The organism is Pseudomonas shiyinii (genome assembly GCF_056725765.1).
Window position 1 is genome coordinate 2347113 of sequence record NZ_CM161522.1, and the last position, 24567, is coordinate 2371679.

23 protein-coding genes and 2 pseudogenes are annotated in these 24567 nt (G+C 65.1%); 13 read left to right on the forward strand and 12 right to left on the reverse strand.

The window, feature by feature from the left end; genetic code table 11:
• Positions 1-109: 109 nt before the first annotated feature.
• Positions 110-2230, forward strand: coding sequence for a TonB-dependent siderophore receptor (locus tag ACXHGZ_RS10625; RefSeq protein ID WP_480463757.1), 2121 nt, complete (start codon positions 110-112; stop codon positions 2228-2230).
• 91 nt (positions 2231-2321) lie between these two features.
• Here the strand turns inward: ACXHGZ_RS10625 and ACXHGZ_RS10630 are convergent, their stop codons facing one another.
• From ACXHGZ_RS10630 to ACXHGZ_RS10640, 3 genes are all read right to left on the reverse strand, one after another.
• Positions 2322-3704: an aspartate aminotransferase family protein gene (locus tag ACXHGZ_RS10630; protein WP_084857804.1), complete on the reverse strand. Its 1383-nt coding sequence runs from the start codon at positions 3702-3704 to the stop codon at positions 2322-2324.
• Between the two features lie 22 nt (positions 3705-3726).
• Positions 3727-5217 carry an aldehyde dehydrogenase gene (locus ACXHGZ_RS10635; protein WP_480463759.1) on the reverse strand — a complete coding sequence of 497 codons (1491 nt, stop codon included), beginning with the start codon at positions 5215-5217 and terminating at the stop codon, positions 3727-3729.
• Positions 5218-5288: 71 nt separating this feature from the next.
• Positions 5289-6137: a helix-turn-helix transcriptional regulator gene (locus ACXHGZ_RS10640; RefSeq protein WP_480463760.1), complete on the reverse strand. Its 849-nt coding sequence runs from the start codon at positions 6135-6137 to the stop codon at positions 5289-5291.
• A 173-nt stretch (positions 6138-6310) separates the two neighbouring features.
• Between ACXHGZ_RS10640 and ACXHGZ_RS10645 the strand changes: the two genes are divergently transcribed.
• On the forward strand, positions 6311-6466 hold the full coding sequence (locus ACXHGZ_RS10645) for a hypothetical protein (protein WP_172403026.1): 156 nt from the start codon (positions 6311-6313) through the stop codon (positions 6464-6466).
• Between the two features lie 153 nt (positions 6467-6619).
• Positions 6620-6799 carry a hypothetical protein gene (locus ACXHGZ_RS10650; RefSeq protein WP_084857801.1) on the forward strand — a complete coding sequence of 60 codons (180 nt, stop codon included), beginning with the start codon at positions 6620-6622 and terminating at the stop codon, positions 6797-6799.
• A 65-nt stretch (positions 6800-6864) separates the two neighbouring features.
• Here the strand turns inward: ACXHGZ_RS10650 and ACXHGZ_RS10655 are convergent, their stop codons facing one another.
• Positions 6865-7182, reverse strand: coding sequence for a DUF6555 family protein (locus ACXHGZ_RS10655; RefSeq protein ID WP_480463762.1), 318 nt, complete (start codon positions 7180-7182; stop codon positions 6865-6867).
• A 293-nt stretch (positions 7183-7475) separates the two neighbouring features.
• A pseudogene (locus ACXHGZ_RS10660) lies at positions 7476-7631 on the reverse strand (con-10 family general stress protein); the annotation flags it as partial.
• Between the two features lie 383 nt (positions 7632-8014).
• On the opposite strand from ACXHGZ_RS10660, the gene ACXHGZ_RS10665 reads away from it, so the two are divergent.
• The gene (locus ACXHGZ_RS10665; protein WP_480463763.1) at positions 8015-12157 is read left to right on the forward strand and encodes a CheR family methyltransferase; all 4143 of its coding nucleotides are present in this window, start codon (positions 8015-8017) and stop codon (positions 12155-12157) included.
• A gap of 93 nt (positions 12158-12250) precedes the next feature.
• A complete protein-coding gene (locus ACXHGZ_RS10670) occupies positions 12251-12649 on the forward strand; it encodes an NUDIX hydrolase (protein ID WP_084857797.1) in 399 nt (132 codons plus the stop codon).
• 339 nt (positions 12650-12988) lie between these two features.
• Here ACXHGZ_RS10670 and ACXHGZ_RS10675 read toward each other — a convergent pair whose 3' ends face one another.
• The 4 genes from ACXHGZ_RS10675 to ACXHGZ_RS10690 form a co-directional block, all read right to left on the reverse strand.
• Complete coding sequence (locus tag ACXHGZ_RS10675; protein ID WP_480463765.1) at positions 12989-13357, reverse strand: hypothetical protein; 369 nt, start codon at positions 13355-13357, stop codon at positions 12989-12991.
• A 143-nt stretch (positions 13358-13500) separates the two neighbouring features.
• Entirely contained in the window at positions 13501-14052 is a 552-nt protein-coding gene (locus ACXHGZ_RS10680) for an ATP-dependent Clp protease proteolytic subunit (protein WP_196146678.1), read from the reverse strand.
• Positions 14053-14092: 40 nt separating this feature from the next.
• On the reverse strand, positions 14093-14488 hold the full coding sequence (locus ACXHGZ_RS10685; protein WP_368828917.1) for a low affinity iron permease family protein: 396 nt from the start codon (positions 14486-14488) through the stop codon (positions 14093-14095).
• Positions 14489-14516: 28 nt separating this feature from the next.
• On the reverse strand, positions 14517-14651 hold the full coding sequence (locus tag ACXHGZ_RS10690; protein WP_263498512.1) for a hypothetical protein: 135 nt from the start codon (positions 14649-14651) through the stop codon (positions 14517-14519).
• A 187-nt stretch (positions 14652-14838) separates the two neighbouring features.
• On the opposite strand from ACXHGZ_RS10690, the gene ACXHGZ_RS10695 reads away from it, so the two are divergent.
• The 6 genes from ACXHGZ_RS10695 to ACXHGZ_RS10720 all read left to right on the forward strand — a co-directional run bounded on the left by ACXHGZ_RS10695 (position 14839) and on the right by ACXHGZ_RS10720 (position 19620).
• On the forward strand, positions 14839-15756 hold the full coding sequence (locus ACXHGZ_RS10695) for a DUF72 domain-containing protein (protein WP_480463767.1): 918 nt from the start codon (positions 14839-14841) through the stop codon (positions 15754-15756).
• A complete protein-coding gene (locus ACXHGZ_RS10700) occupies positions 15753-16538 on the forward strand; it encodes an endonuclease/exonuclease/phosphatase family protein (protein WP_084857793.1) in 786 nt (261 codons plus the stop codon). The genes ACXHGZ_RS10695 and ACXHGZ_RS10700 overlap by 4 nt, the downstream gene beginning before the upstream one ends.
• Entirely contained in the window at positions 16535-17737 is a 1203-nt protein-coding gene (clsB, locus tag ACXHGZ_RS10705) for a cardiolipin synthase ClsB (protein WP_480463769.1), read from the forward strand. The genes ACXHGZ_RS10700 and clsB overlap by 4 nt, the downstream gene beginning before the upstream one ends.
• Positions 17737-18696: a lysylphosphatidylglycerol synthase domain-containing protein gene (locus ACXHGZ_RS10710; RefSeq protein WP_480463771.1), complete on the forward strand. Its 960-nt coding sequence runs from the start codon at positions 17737-17739 to the stop codon at positions 18694-18696. The genes clsB and ACXHGZ_RS10710 overlap by 1 nt, the downstream gene beginning before the upstream one ends.
• 29 nt (positions 18697-18725) lie before the next feature.
• Positions 18726-19154: a hypothetical protein gene (locus tag ACXHGZ_RS10715; RefSeq protein WP_084857790.1), complete on the forward strand. Its 429-nt coding sequence runs from the start codon at positions 18726-18728 to the stop codon at positions 19152-19154.
• Positions 19155-19242: 88 nt separating this feature from the next.
• Complete coding sequence (locus ACXHGZ_RS10720; protein WP_084857789.1) at positions 19243-19620, forward strand: Rho termination factor N-terminal domain-containing protein; 378 nt, start codon at positions 19243-19245, stop codon at positions 19618-19620.
• 325 nt (positions 19621-19945) lie between these two features.
• Here ACXHGZ_RS10720 and ACXHGZ_RS10725 read toward each other — a convergent pair whose 3' ends face one another.
• Positions 19946-20176 (reverse strand): metallothionein, encoded by a 231-nt coding sequence (locus tag ACXHGZ_RS10725; RefSeq protein WP_084857788.1) that lies wholly within the window; start codon positions 20174-20176, stop codon positions 19946-19948.
• 2 nt (positions 20177-20178) lie between these two features.
• Positions 20179-20655, reverse strand: coding sequence for a phosphotransferase system, HPr-related protein (locus ACXHGZ_RS10730; RefSeq protein WP_224455822.1), 477 nt, complete (start codon positions 20653-20655; stop codon positions 20179-20181).
• Between the two features lie 158 nt (positions 20656-20813).
• On the opposite strand from ACXHGZ_RS10730, the gene ligD reads away from it, so the two are divergent.
• Together ligD and ACXHGZ_RS10740 are read left to right on the forward strand one after the other, a co-directional pair.
• Entirely contained in the window at positions 20814-23315 is a 2502-nt protein-coding gene (gene ligD / locus ACXHGZ_RS10735) for a DNA ligase D (RefSeq protein WP_480463773.1), read from the forward strand.
• Positions 23315-23564 (forward strand): annotated as a pseudogene (locus ACXHGZ_RS10740) (hypothetical protein). Before ligD ends, ACXHGZ_RS10740 begins: the two are co-directional and overlap by 1 nt.
• 148 nt (positions 23565-23712) lie before the next feature.
• Here the strand turns inward: ACXHGZ_RS10740 and ku are convergent.
• The gene (gene ku, locus ACXHGZ_RS10745) at positions 23713-24555 is read right to left on the reverse strand and encodes a non-homologous end joining protein Ku (protein ID WP_480463775.1); all 843 of its coding nucleotides are present in this window, start codon (positions 24553-24555) and stop codon (positions 23713-23715) included.
• Positions 24556-24567 lie beyond the last annotated feature (12 nt).

Genomic DNA, 24567 nt, shown 5'->3' on the forward strand with positions numbered 1-24567 from the left:
ATTTCCGACGTTCATCAATTGGTACTCTGGTACACCAAATACCACTGTAAACGATAATCTCTATCAGTTATGATCCGCGCCTTCCCGCCCCTCGTAGGATCGTACTGCAATGCGTCGTGCGTTCGTTTCATTCTGTCTCATCAATGCCGTTGCCCCCGTTGCCCTGGCTGATCCCGCAGCGCCCCTGGAACTGCAAGCCGTCAATATCGACGCCGCCAGCGATCTGGAGCGTGCCGACGGCCCTGTGATCGGCTACAGGGCCACCCGCTCGGCCAGCGCCACGCGCACCGACACGGCCCTGCACGAAACGCCGCAGTCGGTCAGCGTGGTGCCCAAGGACGTCCTCGAGGATACCGCTGCCACCCGCCTGCAGGACGGCCTGGACTACGCCGGCGGTGTAGGCCGCGCCAACAACTTCGGCGGCCAGGGCCTGACCACCTTCACCGTGCGCGGCTTCACCACCGGCGAGTTCTACCGCAACGGCTTCCCCATCAACCGTGGCTATCCGAACGCGCCCGACGCCAACACCGTCGAACGCCTGGAAGTGCTGCGCGGCCCGGCCACCAGCCTGTATGGCCGCGGCGACCCCGGCGGGACCTTCAACGCAGTCAGCAAGCAGCCCCTGGCCGAGCCCAAGGTCACCTTGGGCAGCCAGTTCGATGACCAGGGCATGCACCGCGCCACCCTCGACGCCACCGGCCCGCTCAGCGAAGACGGCCGCCTGGCCTACCGTCTGAACCTGCTCGGCGAAGGCGGCGAAACCTTCCGCGATAACGTGGAGACTGAGCGCTACAACGTCGCGCCGGTGCTCAGCTGGCAGGTCAATGACACCACGCGCATCGTCTTCGAAGGCGATTTCATGCGCAACAACCACCCCCTGGACCGTGGCCTGACCCGCTACCCGACCCAACGTGGCACCGCCTCGCGCGATACCAATATCTGGGAAAAAGGCAGCGACAACCTGCTGCACAACGACAACGACATGGCCCAGCTGCGTTTCGAGCACCAACTCAACGACGACTGGACCCTGGGCGGCGGCATGCAGTGGCTCGACGGCACCCTCAAGGGCAATGCGGTGGAAGCCAACGAGCTGCAAGCCGATGGCCATACCCTCGGGCGCAACTTCAACTACCGCAAACTGGAATGGACCGACCGGGACTACCAGCTCAACCTGACCGGGCACTTTGACACCGCAGGTTATGCCCATACCCTGCTGACCGGCATCGAATACGAGGATTACGACTACCAGTCCATCATCCATCGCTCGGCCAAAGGCAGCGCGGCCTACCCCATCGACCTGTTCGACCCGGTCCTGGGCCAGCCACGGCCGGCCCTGGTGCGCACCACCACCCACGACAAGGAAAACCTCAAGACCTGGGCCGCGTTCATCCAGGACCAGGTTGCCCTTACAGAACGGCTGAAGGTCCTTGGGGGCCTGCGCTTCGAACGCTTCGAGCACCGGTATGACAACTACCTGCCAGGCGCCGCTGACTGGACCGCCGCCGACAACGCCGTCACCCCGCGCCTGGGCCTGATCTACGACCTGACCGACACCGTTGCCGTGTATGCCAATACTGCCCGTTCGTTCAAGCCCAACAGCGGTGCCAGCCGCCAAGGCCAGGGCTTCGACCCGGAGAAAGGCAAATCCTACGAGCTGGGCGTGAAATGGGAAGCGCTGGATCGCCAGCTGAGCGTCGATGCAGCCGTCTACCACATCGTCAAGGAAAACGTCCTGGCCAACGACCCGCAGGACCCCACCGGCACCTACAAGGTGGCCGCCGGCGAAGTGCGCAGCCGCGGCCTGGACATCACCGTGGCCGGCAACATCACCCCCGAATGGCGGATGATCGGTGGCTACGCCTACGTCGACGCCGAAGTGACCAAGGACACCAGCCTGCCGACCGGCACCCGCCTGGCCAACATTCCGCGCAACAGCTTCAGCCTGCTCAACACCTACGAGTTCCAGGACGGGCTGGCCAAGGGCCTTGGCCTGGGCATGGGCGTGAAGTACATCGACGACCGCGCCGGGCAGACCGCAGCGAGCACCTATACCATGCAGCAGTACACCGTGGTCGACCTGTTGGCGTTCTACCAGGTCAACGAGCATGTGCGCCTGAACCTGGACCTGAAGAACCTGTTCAACAAGGAATACGACGAAGGTGCCTTCAACAACTACGTCTACCCCGGCGCGCCGCGCACGGTGCAGGCGGGTGTGAGCTACACCTTCTGATCCATCGTCAAGGGGCTGCTGCGTTGCGCAAAACCTGTAGGAGCGGCCTTGTGCCGCGAAAGGGCCGCAAAGCGGCCCCTTTTCGCAAAACCTACAGCAAGCCCAACCCTCGCGCCGTGCGATCCACGGCCACCTTGGTCTTGGCCACCAACTCGTCGATATCTCCCCGGCTGGCCACCAGCGCCGGCGCCATGATCATCCGGCCCAGGGTCGAACGAATGATCACCCCTTCCTCGAACCCATAGGTCCGGCATTGCCAGGCCAGGTCGTTCTCGTTGGCGTAGCGCTTGCGCGTGGCCTTGTCTTCGGCGAACTGCAGCGCCGCCACCAGGCCGGCTCCCTGGATCTCACCGATCAGCGGGTGCTCGCCGAACACCTCGCGCAGGCAGCGCTGCAGGTAGGGGCCGGTGTCGTCCTTGACCTGGCGCACAATGCCTTCGTCACGCAAGGCCTTGAGGTTGGCGATCGCCACCGCCGCGGCCACCGGGTGGCCGGAATAGGTCAGGCCGTGGGCGAACACCCCGCCCCGCTCCACCAGCGCCTCGGCGATGCGCTTGGAAAGCACCAGGCCACCCATGGGCACATAGCCGGAGGTCAGGCCCTTGGCGATGGACAAGGTGTCCGGCTCGAAACCGAAGTGCTGATGGGCGAACCATTCGCCGGTACGGCCAAAGCCGCCGATCACTTCGTCGGCGCACAGCAGCACGTCGTACTGGCGGCAGATGCGCTGGATCTCTGGCCAGTAGCTCTCTGGCGGGAAGATCATGCCGCCCGCGCCCTGGAACGGCTCGGCGATGAAACCGGCGACGTTCTCGGCCCCCAGCTCGAGGATCTTCTCTTCCAGCTGCAGGGCGCAGCGTCGGCCGAACGCCTCGGGCGTCAGGTCGCCGCCCGCGGCGTACCAGTAGGGCTCGTCGATATGGGCGACATCCGGGATCAATCCGCCCATCTCGTGCATGAACTTCATGCCGCCCAAGGCCGTGGCCGCCAGGGTCGAGCCGTGATAGCCGTTCCAGCGGCCGATCATGATCTTCTTGCCCGGCTTGCCCATCACCTGCCAGTAGCGACGCACGGTGCGGATCAGTACCTCGTTGGCTTCGGAACCGGAGTTGGTGTAGATCGCATGGCTGTAGTGCCCCGGCAACAGGCTGAACAACAGCTCGGACAGCTCGATCACCGCCGGGTGGGTGGTGTGGAAGAACATGTTGTAGTACGCCAGCTGATCCATCTGGGTGGCGGCGGCGGCGGTCAGGTCCCTGCGGCCGTACCCCAGCTGGGTGCACCACAGGCCCGACATACCGTCGAGGTAGCGCTTGCCATCGTTGTCCCACAGGTGCAGGCCCTCACCGCGCACGATCACCCTTGGGCCTTCGGCGTTGAGCGCCTTCTGGTCGAGGAAGGCATGGATGTGGTGCGCGGCATCGGCGCTCTGGTAGTCGCGGGTTTCGCGTTGGGGCTGGAACGGTGCGTTCATGGTTGTTCTCCGTGGGTGGGGATCAGCGCAGCTGGAACCAGGTGGTCTTCAGTTGGGTGTACTTGTCGAACGAATGCAGCGAGAGGTCGCGGCCAAAGCCGGACTGGCGGCCACCGCCGAAGGGCACCACCACGTCCAGGGCATCGACCGTGTTGACCGACACGGTGCCAGCCTTCAGGCGCCGGGCCACACGGTGGGCGCGGTTGAGGTCATCGCTCCACACCGAGGCAGCCAGGCCGTAGACGCTGTCGTTGGCCAGGCGCAGGGCGTGTTCTTCGTCATCGAAGGCGCTCACCGCCAGCACCGGGCCGAAGATTTCCTCACGGGCCAGGGCCATGTCGGCACGCACGTCGGTGAACACGGTGGGGGCGATGAAATTGTCCGAGCCGTTGATGGTCAGGCGCTGGCCGCCACACAGCAGGCGCGCCCCGTCGGCCCGGGCCTGTTCGATGGCAGCGCTGATGCGCGCGCTCTGGCTGACATCGACGATGGCGCCGGCGCGGCTGGCTGGGTCCAGCGGGTCGCCGGGGAGCCAGTCGCGGGCCTTGAGCAGCAGGCGCTCGACGAACTCATCGTGGATCGTACGTTGCACGTAGAGGCGCGAATTGGCCGAGCACACCTCGCCCTGGTTGAAGAAGATGCCGAAGGCGGCCTTCTCGGCAGCCAGGTCCAGGTCCTGGCAGTCGTCGAACACCAGGTTCGGGCTCTTGCCGCCGCACTCCAGCCATACCTGCTTGAGGTTGGACTGCGCCGAGTACTGCATGAAGTACTTGCCCACCTGGGTGGAGCCGGTGAACACCAGGCAGTCCACGTCCGGGTGCAGGCCCAGGGCCCGGCCGGCCTGTTCGCCAAGGCCCGGCACCACGTTCAGCACGCCTTCCGGCAAGCCGGCTTCCAAGGCCAGTTCAGCCAGGCGCAGGGCCGAGAACGGCGACTGCTCGGCAGGCTTGAGCACCACGCTGTTGCCGGCGGCCAGGGCCGGGGCGACCTTCCACGCGGCCATGTCCAGCGGGAAGTTCCACGGCACCACCGCACCGACCACACCCAGAGCCTCGCGGGTGACGGTGGCCAGGGCATTGCCGGCAGTGGGCGCGACCTGGTCGTAGAGCTTGTCCAGGGCTTCGCCATACCAGGCGAACACCTGCGCGGCCCCGGGCACATCGATGGCATAGGCATCCATTACCGGCTTGCCCATGTTCAGCGAGTCGAGCAGGGCCAGCTCCTCACGGTGGGCCAGCATCAACTCGGCCAGGCGCAGCAGCACGCGCTTGCGTGCGCTGGGCGCCATGCGTGCCCAAGGGCCCTGCTCGAAGGCACGGCGCGCCGAACGCACGGCCAGGTCGACCTCCGTCTCGCCGCACGCTGCGACCTGGGCCAGCAACTGGTTGGTCGCCGGGTTGATCGCCTCGAAGGTCGCGCCCGAGCGGGCCGCCAGCGGGCGGCCGTCGATCAGGGCGGTGTCGATGAAGCGTTGCTGTGCAGCACGCTGCTGCCAATCGCTCAATGTATGCACGCAGGACTCCCTCACGGCCGCTGCGGCGGCCGATGGTTATGGTTGGCAATGGGGTGGCGCGGGTAGCTGGGTCAGCGCCTTCGCAGGTAGCTTTCCAGCGGGTCCTTGCTCAGGCCTTCCTGGGCCTGGGCCAGGGAGTCGATGAACAAGGAGAACAGCTCGGACTGCTTGGCAATGTCCAGCTTGGTGTAGAGGTTCTTGCGGTGGGTCTTGACCGTGTCCTCGCTGATGCCCAGGCGTTCGGCCAGGGAGCGGGTCGAGTGGCCGCGCAACAGGTCCTGGGCGATACGGCATTCGCGCTCGGTCAACAGCGACGAGCCGAAATTGTTCAACGCAGCATTGATCTGCCGCCCCAGGGCACTTTCGAAGCGCCCGCCGAGGCTGTCGGCATCCAGCTGCCCCCAATGCCGGCGGACCACCGCCACCACCCAGGGCGCGACGCGCTTGAGGTCGGCGACCTGCGTAGGATTCAGCCTGCGGGTGCTGCCCAGGGCCACGGCGATGGTCAGCTGGGTATCGAGCGGGACGATGTAGTTGAGTTCGTCTTCGAGGTGCGCGTGCTGGTAGAACGACAGGTAGTACTCGCTGCGCTTGAAATGGTCGGGGGCGACGTCGCTCAACCGGTAGCAGCCAGGGGTGATGCCCTCCATGCAGGCACGGTAGAACGGGCACAGCAGGTAGTAGCCTTCGAGGTACTTCTGCACGTTGCCCTCGGGCAGCCAGGGCCCCTCTTCGTCGTTTGCGAACAGTGCCGAGGGCAGGCCCTTGCGTGGGTACAGGAACACCGTGATGGCCTGGCTCCGGGCCAGGCAGTTGAGCGCGGCGAACAGTGCCTCGACGAAGCCCGGTGTGCCGATGGCCTCGATGACTCGGGCCATCTGCGCGTACCAGTCGAGCGATTTCAGCCGGTCTTTGCTCATGTCGTGGGTCCCCGCCAGGGTTGTTCTTATGGTGTCGCTGGGCAGGATTGTTTCATGCGATCGCCAGGGCGACCATCACCCTTCGGGGTGAGGCCGTGGCCCGAACGGGAATGAACGACCGGTCACCCTCACCAGCCTAATGCCAGGCAAGCCAACCCTGGAGGAGACTGGCCATGGCCGACCCCAAGCAGCCCGTGAACCCCGTGCACCCCGACCCCTACGTGGACGAAATCCCCCATGACCCTGGAGAGCAGGTACCACAGCCGGAGAAACAGGCGCCCGACTGGCCCGAAGGCCAGGTGCCGCCAGAAGAGCAGTCGGACGGCTGAGCGACCGTTGGTCGCCCCTGCCCCCGCGCCGATGGATTTCCCATCACCGGAGCTGGATCTGAATTCATGAGACGTGGCCGATGGCCCTGCTCTCACTCCTGTGTTCGGCCCGCCGCCGGCGGGCCCTTTTTCCGAACCCGTGGAGGCCACATCATGTACGACTTCCTGCAGATGGGCGGCGGCAACGTCCAGGACGACTGGCCGGAGCTCGACCCGAACGTGCAACCAGACCAACGCAACGACCGCGCCGATGACCCGGACACCGACCCCAGCATCGAAGATGACGGCAATCGCCCGGGCGTACCGGCCAGCGACCCGGAGTCCGGCGCCTGAACAGCCGCGGGGCAAGCGGCTTCCCCTTCAGCCAGGAGAAACCGCTTGCCCCGCAAAGGCCCGCGTCAGGCCGTGACCGCTTCGCTGCCGGGCGGGTCACCCGGCACGGCAGCCTGCGTCACGCCCTCACCGGTGGTCGGCACGAAGGCCGGCCCGCTGCCGGAGAGCCGCCAACTGACGTCGGTCACACCATAGCGCTCCGCCATGGGCCGGCTGACCTTCCTGATCTTCTCCCGTCCGAACTTCGGAATGATCCCGACCCCAGCATCACAGCTGGCCCAATGCCAGGCCTCGGCATTGTCCATGCGTTCCAAACGAATGATGAAACTGCGCGGCTGGCCGTGCAGCCGGTAGTCGATGATGTACAACTGTGGGGTTGGCATCTTGGGGCCTCCTTTTCGCCAGGGATGACTTTCTGATTGATTGGGGTTTTCCGTGAAGATTCAAAAGATTGTCGAACAATTTGAATGAATGGCCTGATGCCCCTGGGCAATCTGCCTAGGCTCGAACAGCTCGGGCAGGTAGCGCTGCACATAGGTCTGGTGCGCAAGGTCCATGCGTGCATGCTTCGATTACTGTGGCGAAACACGAACGACCCCAGACAGGCGGCCGCTGGCCACCTGCCTGGGGTCGGCGCCCGGCAGCGTCAGCACCGGGCTTCAGCGAATGCGCGCATTCACTGGTTGCGCCCGCCGCCGTGGCTGTGCTGGCCGCCCTTGCGGCCTGCCTCGGAAGCGCGTTCACGGTCGTTGGCGAAGTTACCCCCGGAATTCTGGCCGCCCTTGTGGCCGGCGCGGGAGGCTTTTTCGCGGTCGTTGGCGAAATTGCCTGGGTTGGTTTCCTTGGTGCCGCCACGTTGTCCGGATTGCTCTTGGTCACGAGCCATGTCATTTCTCCTTGCGAGTGGATTGGCTTTGCACGCAATTGCACCGTGCAGTAGTTCCGAACAGGTCGCAGCGCCAACTGCTCAATCGATCTGGGCCACCGCTGACGAGTGGCGCGAAACACTCCGGCAGGTAAAAGATTGCGCGCCAGCGGCTGGCGTACCACAGCCGCCCGCGCAAGTTTTTGGCACTGTCGCAGGCTGTCGAGGTCATAGCTCGACAGGCTCGTCATCGCTCGCCGCCAGGCACATCGCCTGCCTATAATCGGGCATCACAGATGCCCGGCGATGCTTCGATGGGCCACCTTTAGGTCTGCACAAGGCTGCGTCCCATGAAGTCGTCCTCCAAGCCTACCCTCGCCTCGCCACACAACCCGGCGCTGAGCCCGAGCCACCTGGCATTTCCGGTGGTGGGCATCGGCGCATCGGCCGGCGGGCTGGAAGCCATCTGCACCTTTTTCCGGCAGATGCCTGCCGATTGCGACATGGCCTTCGTGGTGGTCCTGCACCTGTCGCCCGACCACCAGAGCGTGGCCGACCGGATCATCCAGGAAACCACCGCCATGCCGGTGCAACAAGTCAGCGAACCGGTGCCGATCGAGCGCAACCACGTCTACGTGATTTCCCCGGCCAACCGCTTGTCCACCAACGACGGCTACCTGCGGGTCAGCCCGGCCAACCGCCGCCGGGGCGACCATGTGGCCATCGACCTGTTCTTCCGCGACCTGGCCGACGTGCACAAGGATCATGCCTTCTGCGTGGTGCTGTCCGGCACCGGGGCCGATGGCGCCGTGGGCCTTTCGCGGATCAAGGAGCAAGGCGGCGTGACCCTGGTGCAGTCGCCGGACGATGCGTTGTACGACAGCATGCCACGCGCGGCCCTGGAGACCGGCATGGTCGACATGGTGCTGCCGGCCGCCGAGATGCCGCAGAAACTGCTGGAGCTCTGGCACAACGCCCGCCAGGTCAAGCTGCCGCAGATCGAGGACGACAGCCTGCCGCCAGCACTCGGTACCCGCAGGGGCGACCCGCGCCATGCCGAACCCTTGCTGGAGGAAATCCTCCTGCTGCTGCGCACCAACACCGGCCATGATTTCCAGCACTACAAGCGCGCCACCGTGTTGCGCCGCATCGAGCGGCGCCTGCATGTCACGGGCCAGGCAGACCTCGCCGCCTATTACCGCTACCTGGAGCAGCACCGCGAGGAGTCCGCGGCGCTGCTGGCCGACATGCTCATCGGCGTGACCAACTTCTTCCGCGACCGGGAGGCGTTCGAGGCACTGGAACGCCATGTACTGCCGGAGCTGGTCAGCGACGGCGAAAGCGGCGACGGGCCGGGCGAGATCCGTATCTGGTCGGCGGGCTGCTCCACCGGCGAAGAGGCCTACAGCCTGGCCATGCTGGTGTGCGAGCAACTGGCCGTGGAGCGACGCGAGGCCAAGGTGCAAGTATTTGCCACCGACCTGGACGAACGGGCCATCGCCACCGCCCGCACCGGCAGCTATTCGGAGGCCATCGTCACCGACGTGCCGCCGGCGCGTCTGCGCCAGTTCTTCGTCAAGGAAGACCAGCACTACCGGGTGCGCAAGGAAATCCGCGAGAAGGTGCTGTTCGCCCGGCACAACCTGCTCTCCGACCCGCCGTTCTCCCAGATCGACCTGATCGTCTGCCGCAACCTGCTGATCTACCTCGATCGCGAGGTGCAGCAGGACATCCTGCAGATGTTCCATTTCGCCCTGCGCCCGGGCGGCCACCTGTTCCTGGGGTCGTCCGAATCGGCCGACCTCGGCAACGAGCTGTTCGCCCCGGTCGACAAGCGCAACCGTATCTTCCGTGCCCGCCCGGCGAGCCCCGCCAACCGCATGCCGGGGCGCCAACTGCCGGGCACGGAGCTGCTCGCCACCCAGCCCGACAACCGCACCAAGGCCCGCCCCGGCCGCAAGCCCTCCTACGCCGAGGTGCACCACCGCGCCCTGGCCCGTCGTACGCCACCGAGCCTGATCGTCGATGGCGATGGCAACATCCTGCACATGAGCGAAGGCGTCGGGCGCTTCCTGCACCTGGTGGGCGGCGAGCCGAGCCGCAACCTGATCAACCTGGTGCTGCCCGCCCTGCGTCTGTCGCTGCGCAGCACTCTGTTCCAGGCACGCCAGGGCGCCCAGGCGGTCACCTCGCGCCCGGTCGACCTCGGCGAAGGCGAGCATAAGGTGCAGGTCGAAATCGTGGTCCAGCCGCACAAAGACGAACCCAGTGGCAGCGAATGCCTGCTGGTGGTGTTCGAGGAGCGCATACCTGACCCTTCCCTGGTGCCTACCGGCGGTATCCGCCAAACCGACAGCATGGTGCTGGCCAACCTCGAACGCGAATTGCAGCGCACCCGCCTGCAACTGCAGGAAACCATCGAGCAATCAGAGATCTCCAGCGAAGAACTGACCGCCTCCAACGAGGAGATGCAGGCGATCAACGAGGAGCTGCGCTCGGCCAGCGAAGAGCTGGAAACCAGCAAGGAAGAGCTGCAGTCGATCAACGAGGAACTGCTCACGGTCAACTACGAGCTCAAGAACAAAGTGGAGGAAACCGACAAGGTCAACGACTACCTGAGCAACCTGATCGCCTCCACTGCCATCGCCACAGTGTTCGTCGACCGCAACCTGCATATCCGCTGGTTCACCCCACGCGCCACCGACATCTTCAACATGCTGCCGGTCGATACCGGCCGCTCCCTGCTCGACATCACCCACCGCCTGGACTACCCGGAGCTGGCCGACGATGCCCGCGCGGTGGCCCAGGGCGAGACCACCATCGAGCGCGAGGTCGGTGGCGAGAACCAGCGCTGGTACCTGGCCCGCCTGCTGCCATACCGTGCCAGCGAGCAGAAGATCGACGGCACCGTGCTGACCTTCATCGACATCAGCAAGGGCCGCGCTGTAGAGGAGCGCCTGCGCCTGGGCGAGGAGCGCATGCGCCTGGTGGCCGAGAGCACCCACGAGTTCGCCATCATCCTGCTCGACGAACAAGGCCTGGTGACCGACTGGAACACCGGCGCAACACTGATCTTCGGCTACACCAAGGCCGAGGTAATCGGGCGCAACTACGAGCTGATCTTCACCGAGCAAGACCGCAAGGACGGCGTGCCCGCTCGCGAGCTGCGCGGTGCCCGCCTCAACGGCCGGGGCCAGGACGAGCGCTGGCACGTGCGCAAGGATGGCAGCCGGTTCTATTGCAGCGGCGAGGTGTCGTTGCTCAAGGGCAGCAGCCTGCGCGGCTACGTGAAGATCGCCCGTGACCTGACCGGGCACAAGCGCCTGCATGACGAACAATCCAAGCAACTGGCCGAGTCCCAGAGCAGCAGCCACATGAAGGACGAGTTCTTCGCCATCATGTCCCATGAGCTCAAGCACCCGCTGAACCTGATCCAGCTCAACGCCGAGATCCTCCGGCGCCTGCCGGTGGTGAAGAACGCCACCGCCGCCAGCAAGGCGGTCGGCACCATCTGCGAGGCCGTGGCCAGCCAGGCACGGATCATCGACGACCTGCTCGATGTGGCGCGCATCCGTACCGGCAAGCTCAAGCTCAAGACCGAGCCCGTAGACTTGTGCGCGATCCTGCGCGACATCCACGCCGTGGTGCGCAGCGAGCAGCACCCGTGCGATGTGGTACTGGAGCTGTCTGCCGACGGCCAGCCGCTGTACATCGAGGGCGATATCACCCGCCTGGAACAGATCATCTGGAACCTGCTCAACAATGCACTGAAGTTCAGCCCCGCCGGCAGCCAGATCCGCCTGGTGCTGGGCCGTCAGGGCGAACAGGCCCTGCTGCACGTGATCGACCAGGGCGTGGGCCTGAGCGAGGAAAGCCTGGAAAACATCTTCGACCTGTTCACCCAGGCCGCCCCGCAACTGGCCAGCCACAGCCGTGAAGGGCTGGGGATCGGGCTGTCGCTGGTGCGCCAACTGGTCCAGGCCCATGGCGGTACTGTCCAGGCCAGCTCGCCTGGGCTCGGCAAGGGCTGCACCTTCATCGTTCGCCTGCCGCTGTGCGACCCCAGCCAGCAGCTGCAATGCGACGCCGGCGACCAGGGCAGCGAGGGGCGGCTCGAGGGCATCCGGGTGCTGCTGGTCGATGACGCTCCCGACGTGCTGGAGATCATGCAGCAGTTGCTGGAAATGGAAGGTGCCCAGGTACACGCTTTCAGCGACCCGCGCGCAGCCCTGCAGGCCGCTGCAGGCAGCGAGTACGACATCATCCTCTCGGATATCGGCATGCCGGTCATGGACGGCCATGCCCTGATCAAGGCGCTGCGGGAAAGCCCGCACCTGAGCACCATCCCCGCCATCGCCCTGACCGGCTACGGCGCCAGTGCCGACCAGTACAAGTCACGGCAATCGGGCTTCGATCGCCATTTGAACAAGCCCGTCGCCTACGACGAACTGGTCGAGGCCATCGAGGCATTGAGCGGCTCCCAGCCCTACTGACCGCTCATCCGGGTGTTGGCGCGTCCGACTCAACCTCCAGGCGCTTTTCCGGGCCAAATCCAGCAGGACCACTGGATTTTGCCTGGAGCCTGCATGAAGTCCGTCAAGCACCGCGCCACCGTGATCTGTCGTCACGGCAGGAAGACCCGCAAATGGCTGTGGGTGAGAAAGCCCAAGGCACCATGGACCCTGCCGGGCGGCAAGATCGAGCCCGGTGAGACGCCGGCCCAGGCTGCCGAACGTGAGTTGCTCGAGGAAACCGGGCTCAAGGCCCAGGACCTCACCTTCCTGATGCGCTACGAATCGCCCCAGCGCGTGCATTACGTGTTCGAGGCCCTGTTCGCCGATGAGCCCCAGCCCGCCGCCAGCCACGAGATCGCCGACTGCTGTTTCGAACACCTCGACCGGGTGCCGGCGATCAAGGATGAGATCAAGCTGCTGATCCGGTCATTGCTCGCCTGCGACCAGACCCTGGCCGCGTCGGTGCGGTGACTTTTTGGGAGGTGCTATGGTGCTGGACAAGCTCAAAGTGCCCTAGGTTGGTTTAATACTTCTCAGCCGTACAAATATGGCTCAGGCGCCGCTCGCTTCGTGGGAGCTGGCGACAGCCTGCAATGGGCCGCAAAGCGGCCCCTTAAGTCTGGAGGGGCTCCACCGTTCGAGGGCTTGGGGCTGCTTTGCAGCCCATCGCAGGCTGTCGCCAGCTCCCACCGAAGACCTGCGAAATCCCTGTGGCAGGCTTGACCCGCGATTGGCCGGCCCTGGTAGCGCGGTGCCATGCAAGGGCTTGGCCCTTGATCGCGGGGCAAGCCCACACCTACAGCTTGCCGATCAGGGCAGCAGGGTCCAGCGGCCGCTGTTCTGACGCTGGGCTGGCTCCACCGGGCCATCGTGCTGGGTGTAGAGGAACATCCCCGACTGGTCCGTGAGGCACTTGAGCGTCAGGGTATAGGTGGCACTACCGTCTGGATGCCGTTCGGTCATGTCGATTTCACCCAGACCACGCTGGATGTTCCTGTATTCGTACTTGCCTTCCATTTTGATATCGGTACCCAACACCTCCAGCGTATAGCGTTCATGCCCGAAATCGACCTTCACCATACGACCGGCATTGGGATTGCTGGGCTGATAAAGCGGGTCGCTCAGGTTGATCATCTGTCGCTGGTTCAAGTCCAAAGGCACGTCACAGCTGGAAGCCATTGCTACGGCCGGAGCAACCAGGGCAAACAACACACACAGACTTTTGCGATACATAGGGACATCTCCTTGAAATGTCCTCTCCATGTTAAGGATCCGTATCGCATGGTCTGTAGGAAAAGCTGCAAGTCTCGCCGCCCCTTACCTCACGCATGCACACTGTGCTGGCAGGCATCCGCCTCGATGGGCATCTCGTCGATGGCATGGATCATCCCGCTCTCCAGCGCTTCCTTGGCACCGAGGATGCGCGGGTAGGCCATCAGATAGCGCGGCACGTCCAACACCTCGGTGGCCCCTTCGGTGCGCTCGGCCACTATCTGTGCATACAGGCGCAGGTCGTAGTCCAGGCTCATCGCATATTCGGCCATGCGCGAATGGTCCACCGAGCCGTGCAAGGTCCAGTGGAACGGGTGGAACAAGAATTTGCTCAACGCGCAGGCCGTACGGTGCTCGCCCGCCAGGAACAGGATATTGCCCATGGACTCCACCGTGCCCAGGTTGTGGGTATGCACCTGTACCGGCAGCGAGCGCAGGAAGTTGTACAGGGTGAACCCGTAGCTGCACTCCCCGCCCATGGTAGCGATATTGATCTGCAAAACCTCGGCGCCCTGTTGCAGGGCCCGGGCGCTGGTGCTGATCAGGTTGCCGCAGGTGGACGAGTTGATCGGCCCGGTGAAGTGAATGATGTGTCTGGCCATGCTTGCCTCCAAGGTTGGCGGAAATCATTCCAGTGAAACGTCAATCGGATTGCTCGACGGCGTCCGGTGGCGCGCCGTTGCCGTTCTTGTCCTTTTCGCCCATGCGCTGGTACTGCTTGCGCAAGGCATGCAGCTGGGCCGAATCCATGTCCTCCAGGGCCAACAGTGCTTTGTGTGCCTTGCGCGTGGTGCGCAGCAGCTCGTCGATCTTGATGTGCAGCACGTCGTTGTCGCGGTTCTGGGTGTTCTGGATCAGGAACACCATCAGGAAGGTGATGATGGTGGTCGAGGTGTTGATCACCAGTTGCCAGGTGTCGTTGAAGTCGAACAACGGCCCGCTCACGGCCCAGGCCACGATCAGCAACAGGGCGATGGCGAAGGTCAGCGGTCGGCCAGCCCATTTGGCCAGCCAGTGGGCGAAACGGTCGAATTTCATGCCGGCAGTCCTCCTCAGCCACCCGGCATCAGCCCGGCAGCTTGTCCTCGCCAGGCAAGCCTTGCAGGTCAGGGTCGTCGGGCAGGACCTCTGGGTCATCCTCGGGCTTCTCACTGGCCTGCGGTTGCGCGTTCAGTTCTTCGAAATCGGTGTCGGTGTTCATGGTTCGGTTCCTCTGCCAATGCCAGGCGGGCCAAATCCTCCCCTGGCATGCGGTGGAATCGCCGGCGGCGGCAAAGTTCAAAAACGATGCCCCGCTCCACTCGTCAAACTTCCTGAACCCTCACCGCCTGCGTCGAGTCGCAATTCAAGGACAGACCTGCAACCCATCACGAACGAAGGACGGCAACGTGAGTGATATCCGTATAGGCATTTCCGGTTGGCGCTACGGCCCCTGGCGCAAGGATTTCTACCCCAAGGGGCTGCGCCAGGACGACGAACTGGCGTTCGCCTCGCGGGCGGTCAACAGCATCGAGATCAATGGCTCGTTCTATGCCCTGCAGACGCCGCAGCGCTATGGCCAGTGGCGCGACGCAACGCCGGAAGACTTCGTGTTCTCGGTCAAGGCGCCGCGCTACATCACCCATGTGAGAAGGCTCAAGGACATCGAGGAGCCCCTGGCCAACTTCTTCGCCTCCGGCCCGTTGCAGCTGGGCCACAAGCTGGGCCCGGTGCTCTGGCAGTTCCCGCCCAGCATGAAGTTCGACGCGGCACGTTTCGCCGACTTCCTCGAACGCCTACCCCATGACCGTGCCGCTGCCCGAGCCTTGGCCGAGCACTGTGCCGAACGCCTACGGGGCAACGGCGGCACCGATATCGACGGCAACGCGCCTTTGCGCCATGCCGTGGAGATCCGCCACGAGAGCTTCCGGTGTGCCGAATTCGTCGAGCTGCTGCGCAAGCACAAGGTCGCGCTGGTGGTGGCCGACAGCGCCGGCAAGTGGCCCTATGTGGAGGATGTCACCGCCGACTTCATCTACATGCGCCTGCATGGCGACGTCGAGCTCTACAGCAGCGGCTACACCGCCCGCGCCCTGCGCCGCTGGAAGGAACGCATCCTGGTCTGGAGCCAGGGCGGCCAACCCGACGACGCCGAACTGATCGTCCAGCGTGCGCCGCACGAGCGCGCCTCGCGGGACGTCTACTGCTACTTCGACAATGACCAGAAAGTCCACGCACCCTACGATGCCCGTCGCCTGCTGGAAAAACTGAACCTCGCCGGCGAGCTGGTCACCGAGCCTGGGGTGGAACCGGAGGTCGAATTGTGAACAAGACCATGCCAGCTCCCCGATGCATCATCGACAAGATCACTGCGGTGCACCGTCTGAATGTGCTGACGATCAACGTGCACAAGGGCTTCACCCTGTTCAACCGGCGCTTCATCCTGCCCGAGCTGCGCGAGGCGGTTCGGGCCACCGGCGCGGACCTGGTGTTCCTCCAGGAGGTTCATGGCAGCCACCAGATGCACGCGCAGCGTCATCCGGCCTGGCCACAGACGCCGCAGTACGAGTTCCTCGCCGACACCATGTGGCCACAGTTCGCCTACGGTCGCAACGCGGTCTACCCCCACGGCGACCATGGCAATGCCCTGCTCTCGAAATTCCCTATCGCCGAATACCACAACCTCGATGTCTCGATTGCCGGCAACGAACAACGCGGCCTGCTGCATTGCCGCCTGGAAGTGCCAGGCCACGACCAGTTGCATGCGGTGTGCGTGCACCTGGGCCTACGTGAAGCGCACCGCCAGGCCCAGGTCCGCTTGCTGCTGGAACTGCTCGACAGCCTGCCGACCGATGCTCCGGTCATTGTCGCCGGCGATTTCAATGACTGGCGGCTCAAGGCCGACGCGGTGCTGTCCGAGCGCCTGGTCGAGGCCTTCGGCGAACGCCTGGGCACACCGGCGCGCAGCTTTCCGGCGCGCCTGCCCTTGCTGCGCCTGGACCGCATCTACCTGCGCAACGCCATGCCCGGCAGGGTCCAGGTGCTGTCCAAATACCCCTGGTCGCACCTGTCCGACCATGCGCCGCTGGCGGCGGAGATCAGCCTATGAACCGGCCTTGGGTGGAAGGCAACCATGTGCAGTTGCTGATCAACGGCGAGCAGTATTACCCACGCGTGTTCGAGGCCATGGCCCGGGCACGTGAAGAGATCCTGCTCGAGACCTTCATCATCTACGACGACAAGGTCGGCCAGCAGCTGCAACAGGTACTGATCGATGCCGCCCGGCGTGGCGTGCGGGTCGAAGTGGCCGCCGACGGCTATGGTACTGCCGACCTGCCGGATGCCTTCATTTCGGCCATGACCGAAGCCGGTATCCGCTTCCACGCCTTCGATCCACAGCCGCGCCTGGTGGGCATGCGCACCAACCTGTTCCGGCGCTTGCACCGCAAGATCGTGGTGATCGACGGCGAGCTTGCGTTCATTGGCGGCATCAACTACAGCGCCGACCACCTGGGCGACTTCGGCCCCATGGCCAAGCAGGACTATGCCGTGGAGGTACGCGGCCCGGTGGTGGCCCAGGTGCACGCCACCAGCCGCCGGCTGCTGGCGCCGGTGCTGGAGCCGCCCAGCCAGGTGCGCCCGGTGACCGAGCCCAGCGGCTCGGCCTGCGCGGTGCTGGTGGAGCGTGACAACGGCCGCCACCGCAACGACATCGAAGCCTACTACCTGGAAGGTTTTCGCCTGGCCCGTCAGCGCATCTTGGTGGCCAACGCCTACTTCTTCCCCGGTTACCGCCTGATGCGCGAACTGCGCAACGCCGCGCGCCGGGGCGTGGAGGTGGTGCTGATCCTCCAGGGGCAGCCGGACATGCGCTGGGTCCGGGCTCTGTCGCGGCTGCTGTACAACTACCTGCTGCGCGATGGCGTGCGCATCCATGAGTACTGCCAACGCCCGCTGCACGGCAAGGTCGCATTGGTGGACGACCAATGGGCCACGGTCGGCTCGAGCAACCTCGACCCCTTGAGCCTGTCGTTCAACCTGGAAGCCAACCTGCTGATCCGCGACCGCACTTTCAACCAGACGCTGTACCAGCACCTGAACGAACTGGCCAACGAACACTGCAAGGCCGTCACCCTGGAGCGCATGGTGCGGGGCTATTGGTGGCGAGCGCCGTTGATCTTCCTGTGCTTCCACGTGATCCGCCACTTCCCGCAGATCGCCGGCTGGTTCCCCGCCCACCGCCAGGTCCTGCAGTCGCTGTGCCCCGGCGAACAGGAAACCCAGGCCTATCACGAGGGCAAGACCTGATGGAGCACACGCCTTGGCGCACCTGGGGCAAACGCCTGATGACCCTATTGTTCCTGGTGCTGATCCCGACCTTGCTGTACCTGCTGGCGCGCAACCTGGACTGGAACGAGGTGCGCCAGTCGTTGCTGGCCTACAAGCCCGGCACCCTGGCCATCGGCCTGGTGCTGGCGTTCACGAGCTACCTGACCTTCGCCAGCTACGACCTGCTCGGCCGCGCCTATACCGGCCACCACCTGCCGGCTCGCCAGGTACTGCCGGTTGCGTTCGTGTGCTATGCGTTCAACCTCAATTTCACCACCTGGGTGGGCGGTGTGGCCTTGCGTTACCGGCTGTACGGACGCCTGGGCCTGGATACACCGACCATCACCCGTATCCTCACCCTGGGCCTTCTGACCAACTGGGTGGGCTATATGCTGCTGGCGGGAACGGTGTTCGCCCTGGGCCTGGTCGAGATGCCCAACAGCTGGGCGGTGGGCGCCACTGGCCTGCGCTTGATCGGTGTGCTGCTGCTGGCGCTCGCCCTGGGCTACCTGCTGGCCTGCGCCTTCGCCAAGCGTCGCACCTGGAGCCTGCGGGGACATGAGCTCACCCTGCCTTCGCTGCGCCTGGCGCTGTGCCAGGTGGCCCTGGGCGCGGCCAACTGGGCATTGATGGCGGCACTGATCCACTGGCTGCTGCCCCATGAACTGTTCTACCCGTCCATCCTCGGCATTCTCCTGATCAGTTGCGTGGCCGGTGTGGTGGCGCATATTCCCGCCGGGCTCGGCGTGCTCGAGGCGGTGTTCCTCGCCCTGCTCCACGGCCAGATCGGCCAGGGCAGCCTGGTGGCCGCGCTGTTGGGCTACCGTACCCTGTACTACCTGATTCCCTTGCTGCTGGCGCTGCTGGTGTACCTGGTCCTGGAGAAACGTGCCAGGGCCATGCGCCGGCGTGGCAAGGCCGCAATGCGCAAGACCTGACGAAGGCCGCCACGGCCGGGAGGTGTCCGATGCGTTTTTCCATCCTGCTGTTGTTGCTCGGCAGCCTGGCCAGTACCCAGGCGCTGGCCGAGGCCTGCGAAGTGCTCACCCGCTCCTCCAGCGACGCGGTCAAGCCCGTGGAGCGGCGGACCTGCTACAGCTACGGCAACATGCCCGCCGAGGCCATCGCCTGGTCGTGCAGCAACGAAAGCAAGGACATGATCAGCACGCAGAAACACAAGGTAGCCCGCTGCGCCGATGGCAGCGTCGGCAGTTGCATCGCGCCGCTGACCCAGGAGTCGCTGGCCAACCCCAATGCCGCCGGCCGCGACGAGCCTTCGACCAAGCCCGCCGTGCCCAAGGATGCGCGGGTGATCACGTACTACTACGACACCCCAAGCCTGGCCCAGGCACGTGCCGACTGCGAACGCAAGGATGGCATCTGGCAGACGCACTGACCGCCGGTCGCAGCTTCGGAACGTCGGCATCCGGCTGGGCTCCCCCGTAGTAGACGCGTTGATTTTCACTGCAAAGGAGAGAAGCGCCATGCCACGTGGAGACAAAGACAAGTACACCGACAAGCAGAAACGCAAGGCCGAGCACATCGAGGAGAGCTACGAGGCCAAGGGCGTGTCCAAGGACGAAGCCGAGTCCCGCGCCTGGGCCACGGTCAACAAACAGTCCGGCGGTGGCGAGCGCAAAGGTGGCTCGGGGCAGAAGAAGAGCCCCCAGGCCAAGGAAAAGGCTCGCGAATCTTCGGCCAAGCGCGCCGCCGCCACCCGCCGCGGCGTGCCCCGGCCAGGGCAACGGCTGGAGGACATGACCAAGACCGAACTGCTGGACCGCGCGCGCAAGCGCAATATCTCCGGACGCTCGACCATGCGCAAAGGCGAGCTGATCGAGGCGCTGCGCAAGGCGGCTTGATATCGGTGTAAACCCCTGTGGAGCGTAATGCGTTCACTTAAAGCGCTTCGGTGCCTGTCAGATCGAGCGCCGCCCGCGCGGCGCATCGCGAGCTGCGCTCGCTCCTACGTTTGTTTCGGGCCAATTATGCCTGTGGGATTTTCGCGCGGACGCCTTGGAGCATGACGCGATATTGTGACGTACGCACCAGGCGGTCGCGCGCGCCTGTCACAGGCGTTACTGGCCGTAAACAAACGTAGGAGCGAGCGCAGCTCGCGATGCGCCGCGCGGGCGGCGCTCGATCCTACAGGCAGCACTGGCCTCTTGCTCTCTGTGCGACAGCGCCTCAAGGCGAAATCGGATCGCTCGCCGGGAAGGTTTCGTCCAGCGCATTGTCCACATTACTCTCCTTGGGCTGCACCATCTCGGCGCAATTGCAGCCGGCCATGCGGCACGGCTCGCCGTTGCGGTGGCCAGTGGCGCAGGCTTCGCAGCAGTAGGCCTTGTCATCCTGCAGCACGGCATTGGCGTCGACAGTGCAGGCACAGTGGTTACAGGCACAACGTTGCTCGGTCATGGTCAGCTCCTTCGTTCATCGTCATCGGGGTCGACCGGCGATACCTCGTCGGTCCACGGCTCGCCATCGAGCGGCGCGGAGCGGGCCAGCTCGGCTTCATCGAGGCCGATGCCACCGCCGATCTCGTGCTCCTCGACACGGCGCAGTGTCTTGTCCGCCGGGCCGCCCGCGCCACCGGGTTCATGGGGGTCGCGGGCACCGGTCTGGTCATAGAGGGTGTCCGGGCTCAGGTCATCGAGGGTGACGTTGTCTTCGTGCAGGCTGTCGCTCAAGGCTTCGCCGCCACTCATGCCACTTTCTGCCACCCGCCGAGGGGGGTACTCCTGGGCCACTTCCTGGGCTGGGCGTTCATCACCGGCGCGGCCCTCGCGCTCGTCTTGACGCTCGCTGAAGTCCAATTCATGCACGCTGCCCATACGGTCCTCGGTATCGTCGATGTCGACCTGGGGCCTGGTTTTCGGGTCGTCTGGCTGGGGCATCACGGCTCTCCGTCAGGTGGGTTCATGCGGTCGACTCCCAGGGCCGGGCAATGATTCAGAGTTTCTGCCCGGTGGCGCGCGCAGGCGGAAATTTTGAACTCTGCCCAGCGCAGCTCCCTCCCACCTCTAGAGACCCGCGTACCGTCCCGGAGCCCGACATGGCCAAGCCCCTGCAGGAGTACCAGCGCAAGCGCGACTTCAACGCCACGCCCGAACCGTCCGGCACGCGCCGGCGTGGCCAGGCCGCCCATGCGCTGCAGTACTGCATCCAGAAACACGACGCCAGCCACCTGCATTACGATTTCCGCCTGGAGCTCGATGGCACCCTCAAGAGCTGGGCGATTCCCAAGGGCCCTTCCCTGGACCCGAAGGTCCGGCGCCTGGCCGTGCACGTCGAGGACCACCCGCTGGACTACGCCGACTTCGAAGGCCACATCCCCGAAGGGCATTACGGTGCAGGCGATGTGATCGTCTGGGACCGTGGTATCTGGGAGCCCGAAGGCGACCCCCATGCCGGCTACGCCAAGGGCAAGCTGCGCTTTCGCCTGCAGGGCGAAAAGCTCTCCGGAACCTGGAACCTGTTCCGCACCCACCTGGCCGGCAAGAAGGAGCAGTGGATGCTGGTCAAGTCCCAGGACAGTGAGGCGCGCAGCGAGGCCGAGTACAGCATCGTCCAGGCCCAACCCGACAGCGTGCTCAGCGAGCGAACCCTGGTGCCACGCCGGGCCAAGGCCAGCGCCAAGCCGACCAAGCGCCCCGCCGCCCGTCCACGTGCCAGCGCCGGGAAGAAAGCCGAACTGCCCGAACACCTGCAGCCGCAGCTGGCCACGCTGGTCGACTCGCCCCCGGCCGGGGACTGGCGCTATGAGGTCAAGTTCGACGGCTACCGCATCCTCGCCCGTATCGACGGCGAAGACGTACGCCTGTTCACCCGCAACGGCCATGACTGGAGCGAGAAGATGCCTCACCAGGTCCAGGCCCTGCGCGCGCTCAAGCTCGGGTCCGCCTGGCTCGATGGCGAGGTGGTGGTCGCCGGCGAAAACGGCATGGCCGACTTCCAGGCCCTGCAGAACGCCTTCGACACCGCCCATGACGAGCACATCGTCTACTACCTGTTCGACCTGCCCTTCCTCGGCGGGCAGGACCTGCGCCAGGTGCCGCTGCAAGACCGCCGCGAGACATTGCGCCAGCTGCTCGAGGGGCGCGAGTCGGAACAGGTGCGGTTTTCCGCCGACTTCGACCAACCCGTCGATTCGCTGCTCGACAGCGCCTGCCAGCTGGAGCTCGAAGGCCTGATCGGCAAGCGCGCCGACAGCCCCTACGTAGGCCGGCGCAGCAGCGATTGGGTCAAGCTCAAGTGCAAGCAGCGCCAGGAGTTCGTGATCGTCGGCTACACCGACCCCAAGGGCAGCCGCAATGGCTTCGGCGCCCTGCTGTTGGCCCTGCACGACAACGACAGCGGCCAATTGCGCTATGCCGGCAAGGTCGGCACGGGTTTCAGTGCCACCACCCTGGACAGCATCCATGCACGGTTGAAACCCCTGGAGGTGCCCGAGCCAGCCCTGGCCAAGCCGCCGACCGGGGCCGAAGCCCGTGGCGTGCACTGGCTCAAGCCGCAACTGCTGGCCGAGGTCGCCTATGCCCAGATGACCCGCGACGGCGTGGTACGCCATTCGGTGTTCCATGGCCTGCGTGACGACAAACCGGCCACCGCCATCGACCTGGAGCGCGCCATGCCCAAGACCCGCTTGTCCACGCCTGGCACCAAGGCCCAGGCCGCCGAGCTCGGCGAGCTGCGCCTGACCCACCCCGATCGGGTGATCGACGCCACCAGCGGCGTGACCAAGCGCCAGGTGGCCGAGTACTACGCCCAGGTCGCCCGCTGGATCCTGCCGCAACTCAAGGACCGCCCGGTCGCCCTGGTGCGCGCGCCGGACGGCCTGGGCGGCGAGCTGTTCTTCCAGAAGAACGCCGGGCAACTGCACATCCCCAAGGTGGTCAGCTACAGCAAGGCCGAGGCCGGCCAGGCGGCGATGGTGCTCAACAACGCCGAAAGTCTGCTGGGCGCGGTGCAGATGAACATGCTCGAGCTGCACACCTGGAACGGCACCGACAAGGACTTCGACAAGCCCGACCGCTTCGTCCTGGACCTGGACCCAGACCCGGCTCTGCCGTGGAAAGCCATGCTCGAGGCCACCCAGTTGACCCTCACCCTGCTCGACGAGCTGGGCCTGAAGGTATTCCTCAAGACCAGCGGCGGCAAGGGCATCCACCTGGTGGTGCCGCTGACCCGGCGGGCCGGGTGGGACGAGGTCAAGGACTTCAGCCATGCCATCGTCAACTACCTGGCCGGGTTGTTCCCCGACCGCCTGAGCGCAGTGTCCGGCCCGAAGAACCGGATCGGGCGGATCTTCATCGACTACCTGCGCAACGGCAAGGGTGCCACCACGGTCAGCGCCTATTCGTTGCGCGCCCGCGAAGGGCTGCCGGTCTCGGTACCGATCTGGCGCGAGGAACTGACCCAGCTCAAGGGCGCCAACCAATGGCATATCGGCAACCTGGCCGAGCGGCTGGCCGAGGTGGAAGACCCATGGGCCGACCTACCCAAGACCCGCCAGTCGATCACCGCACGCATGCGCAAGCAGATGGGGATGGGCTGATGGGGAGCGTGATCGACCTGTTGCAATGGCCGGCCATGGTGCTGACGGTGCTGGCGGCCTGGTGCATCGGCTCACGCCAGCCACGAAGACGCCGCGCCGGCTTCTGCTGCTTCATCAGCAGCAATGTGCTGTGGGTGATCTGGGGCTGGCAGGTGCAGGCCTGGGCCTTGATCATCCTGCAGTTTCTGCCTGTGTGCGATGAACCTGCGTGGTTTCAGGAAGAACACCCCGGCGCAACCGAGCCCATGAGCGATGGCTTGGTTGCAATATCCGTGTAGGAGCGGCCTTGTGCCGCTAACGGCTGCAGAGCAGCCCCAGTGATCTTGCTCCTTCACTCGAACCCTGGGGCCGCTTTGCGGCCCTTTCGCGGCGCGAGGCCGCTCCTACCGAGCCCGCGCTAACCGCCCGATGCCTTGCGCGGACGTTTGGTCGGCTTCTTCTGCGGTGCCGCTTTCTTGCCGCCTAGGCTGCGCTTGAGCAGTTCGGTGAGGTCGATGATATCGGCGCCTTTCTCCGTGGCACCTTCGCCTTTCTCGACCACACTGATCTTGCCCTTGCTGGCCTTTTCCTCGACCAGGTCGAGAATCGTCTGGCGGAAGGCGTCGTGGTAGTCCTCTGGCGTCCAGGGCCCGCTCATGTCCTCGACCAGGCGCTTGGCCATGTCCAGCTCGCGCTTTTCCACCTTGGCGTCGGTCACGCTCTTGTCCAGCTCCAGGGTTTCGAGCCCACGCACTTCCTCGGGCCAGCGCAGGGTGATCATCACCAGGGCGTCGTCCAACGGGCGCAGCAGCGCCAGGTGCTGGCGGGTATGCAATACCACCGTCGCCAGGGCCACCTTGCCGGTGCTCTGCAGCGTCTCGCGCAGCAACGCATAGACCTTGCCGCCGCGCCGATCCGGGCTCAGGTAGTACGGGGTGTCGAAATGCTGCAAAGGGATGTCGGTGGCCTCGACGAAGGAGAAGATATCGATGGTCTGGGTCGCCTCCGGGCGGGCGTTGCGGATCTCCTCCTCGCTGATGATCACGTAGTGCCCTTTCTCGTATTCCACGCCCTTGACGATGTTTTCCTTGTCGATTTCCTTGCCGGTGACCTTGTTCACCCGCTTGTAGCCCACCGGCTCCATGCTGCGCTTGTCGAGCCAGTCGAAATCTACACGCTCGGTGCGCACGGCCGTGTTGAGGCTCACGGGGATGTGCACCAGACCGAAACTGATCGCGCCTTTCCAGATTGCCCGGGCCATGGCTTGCTCCTA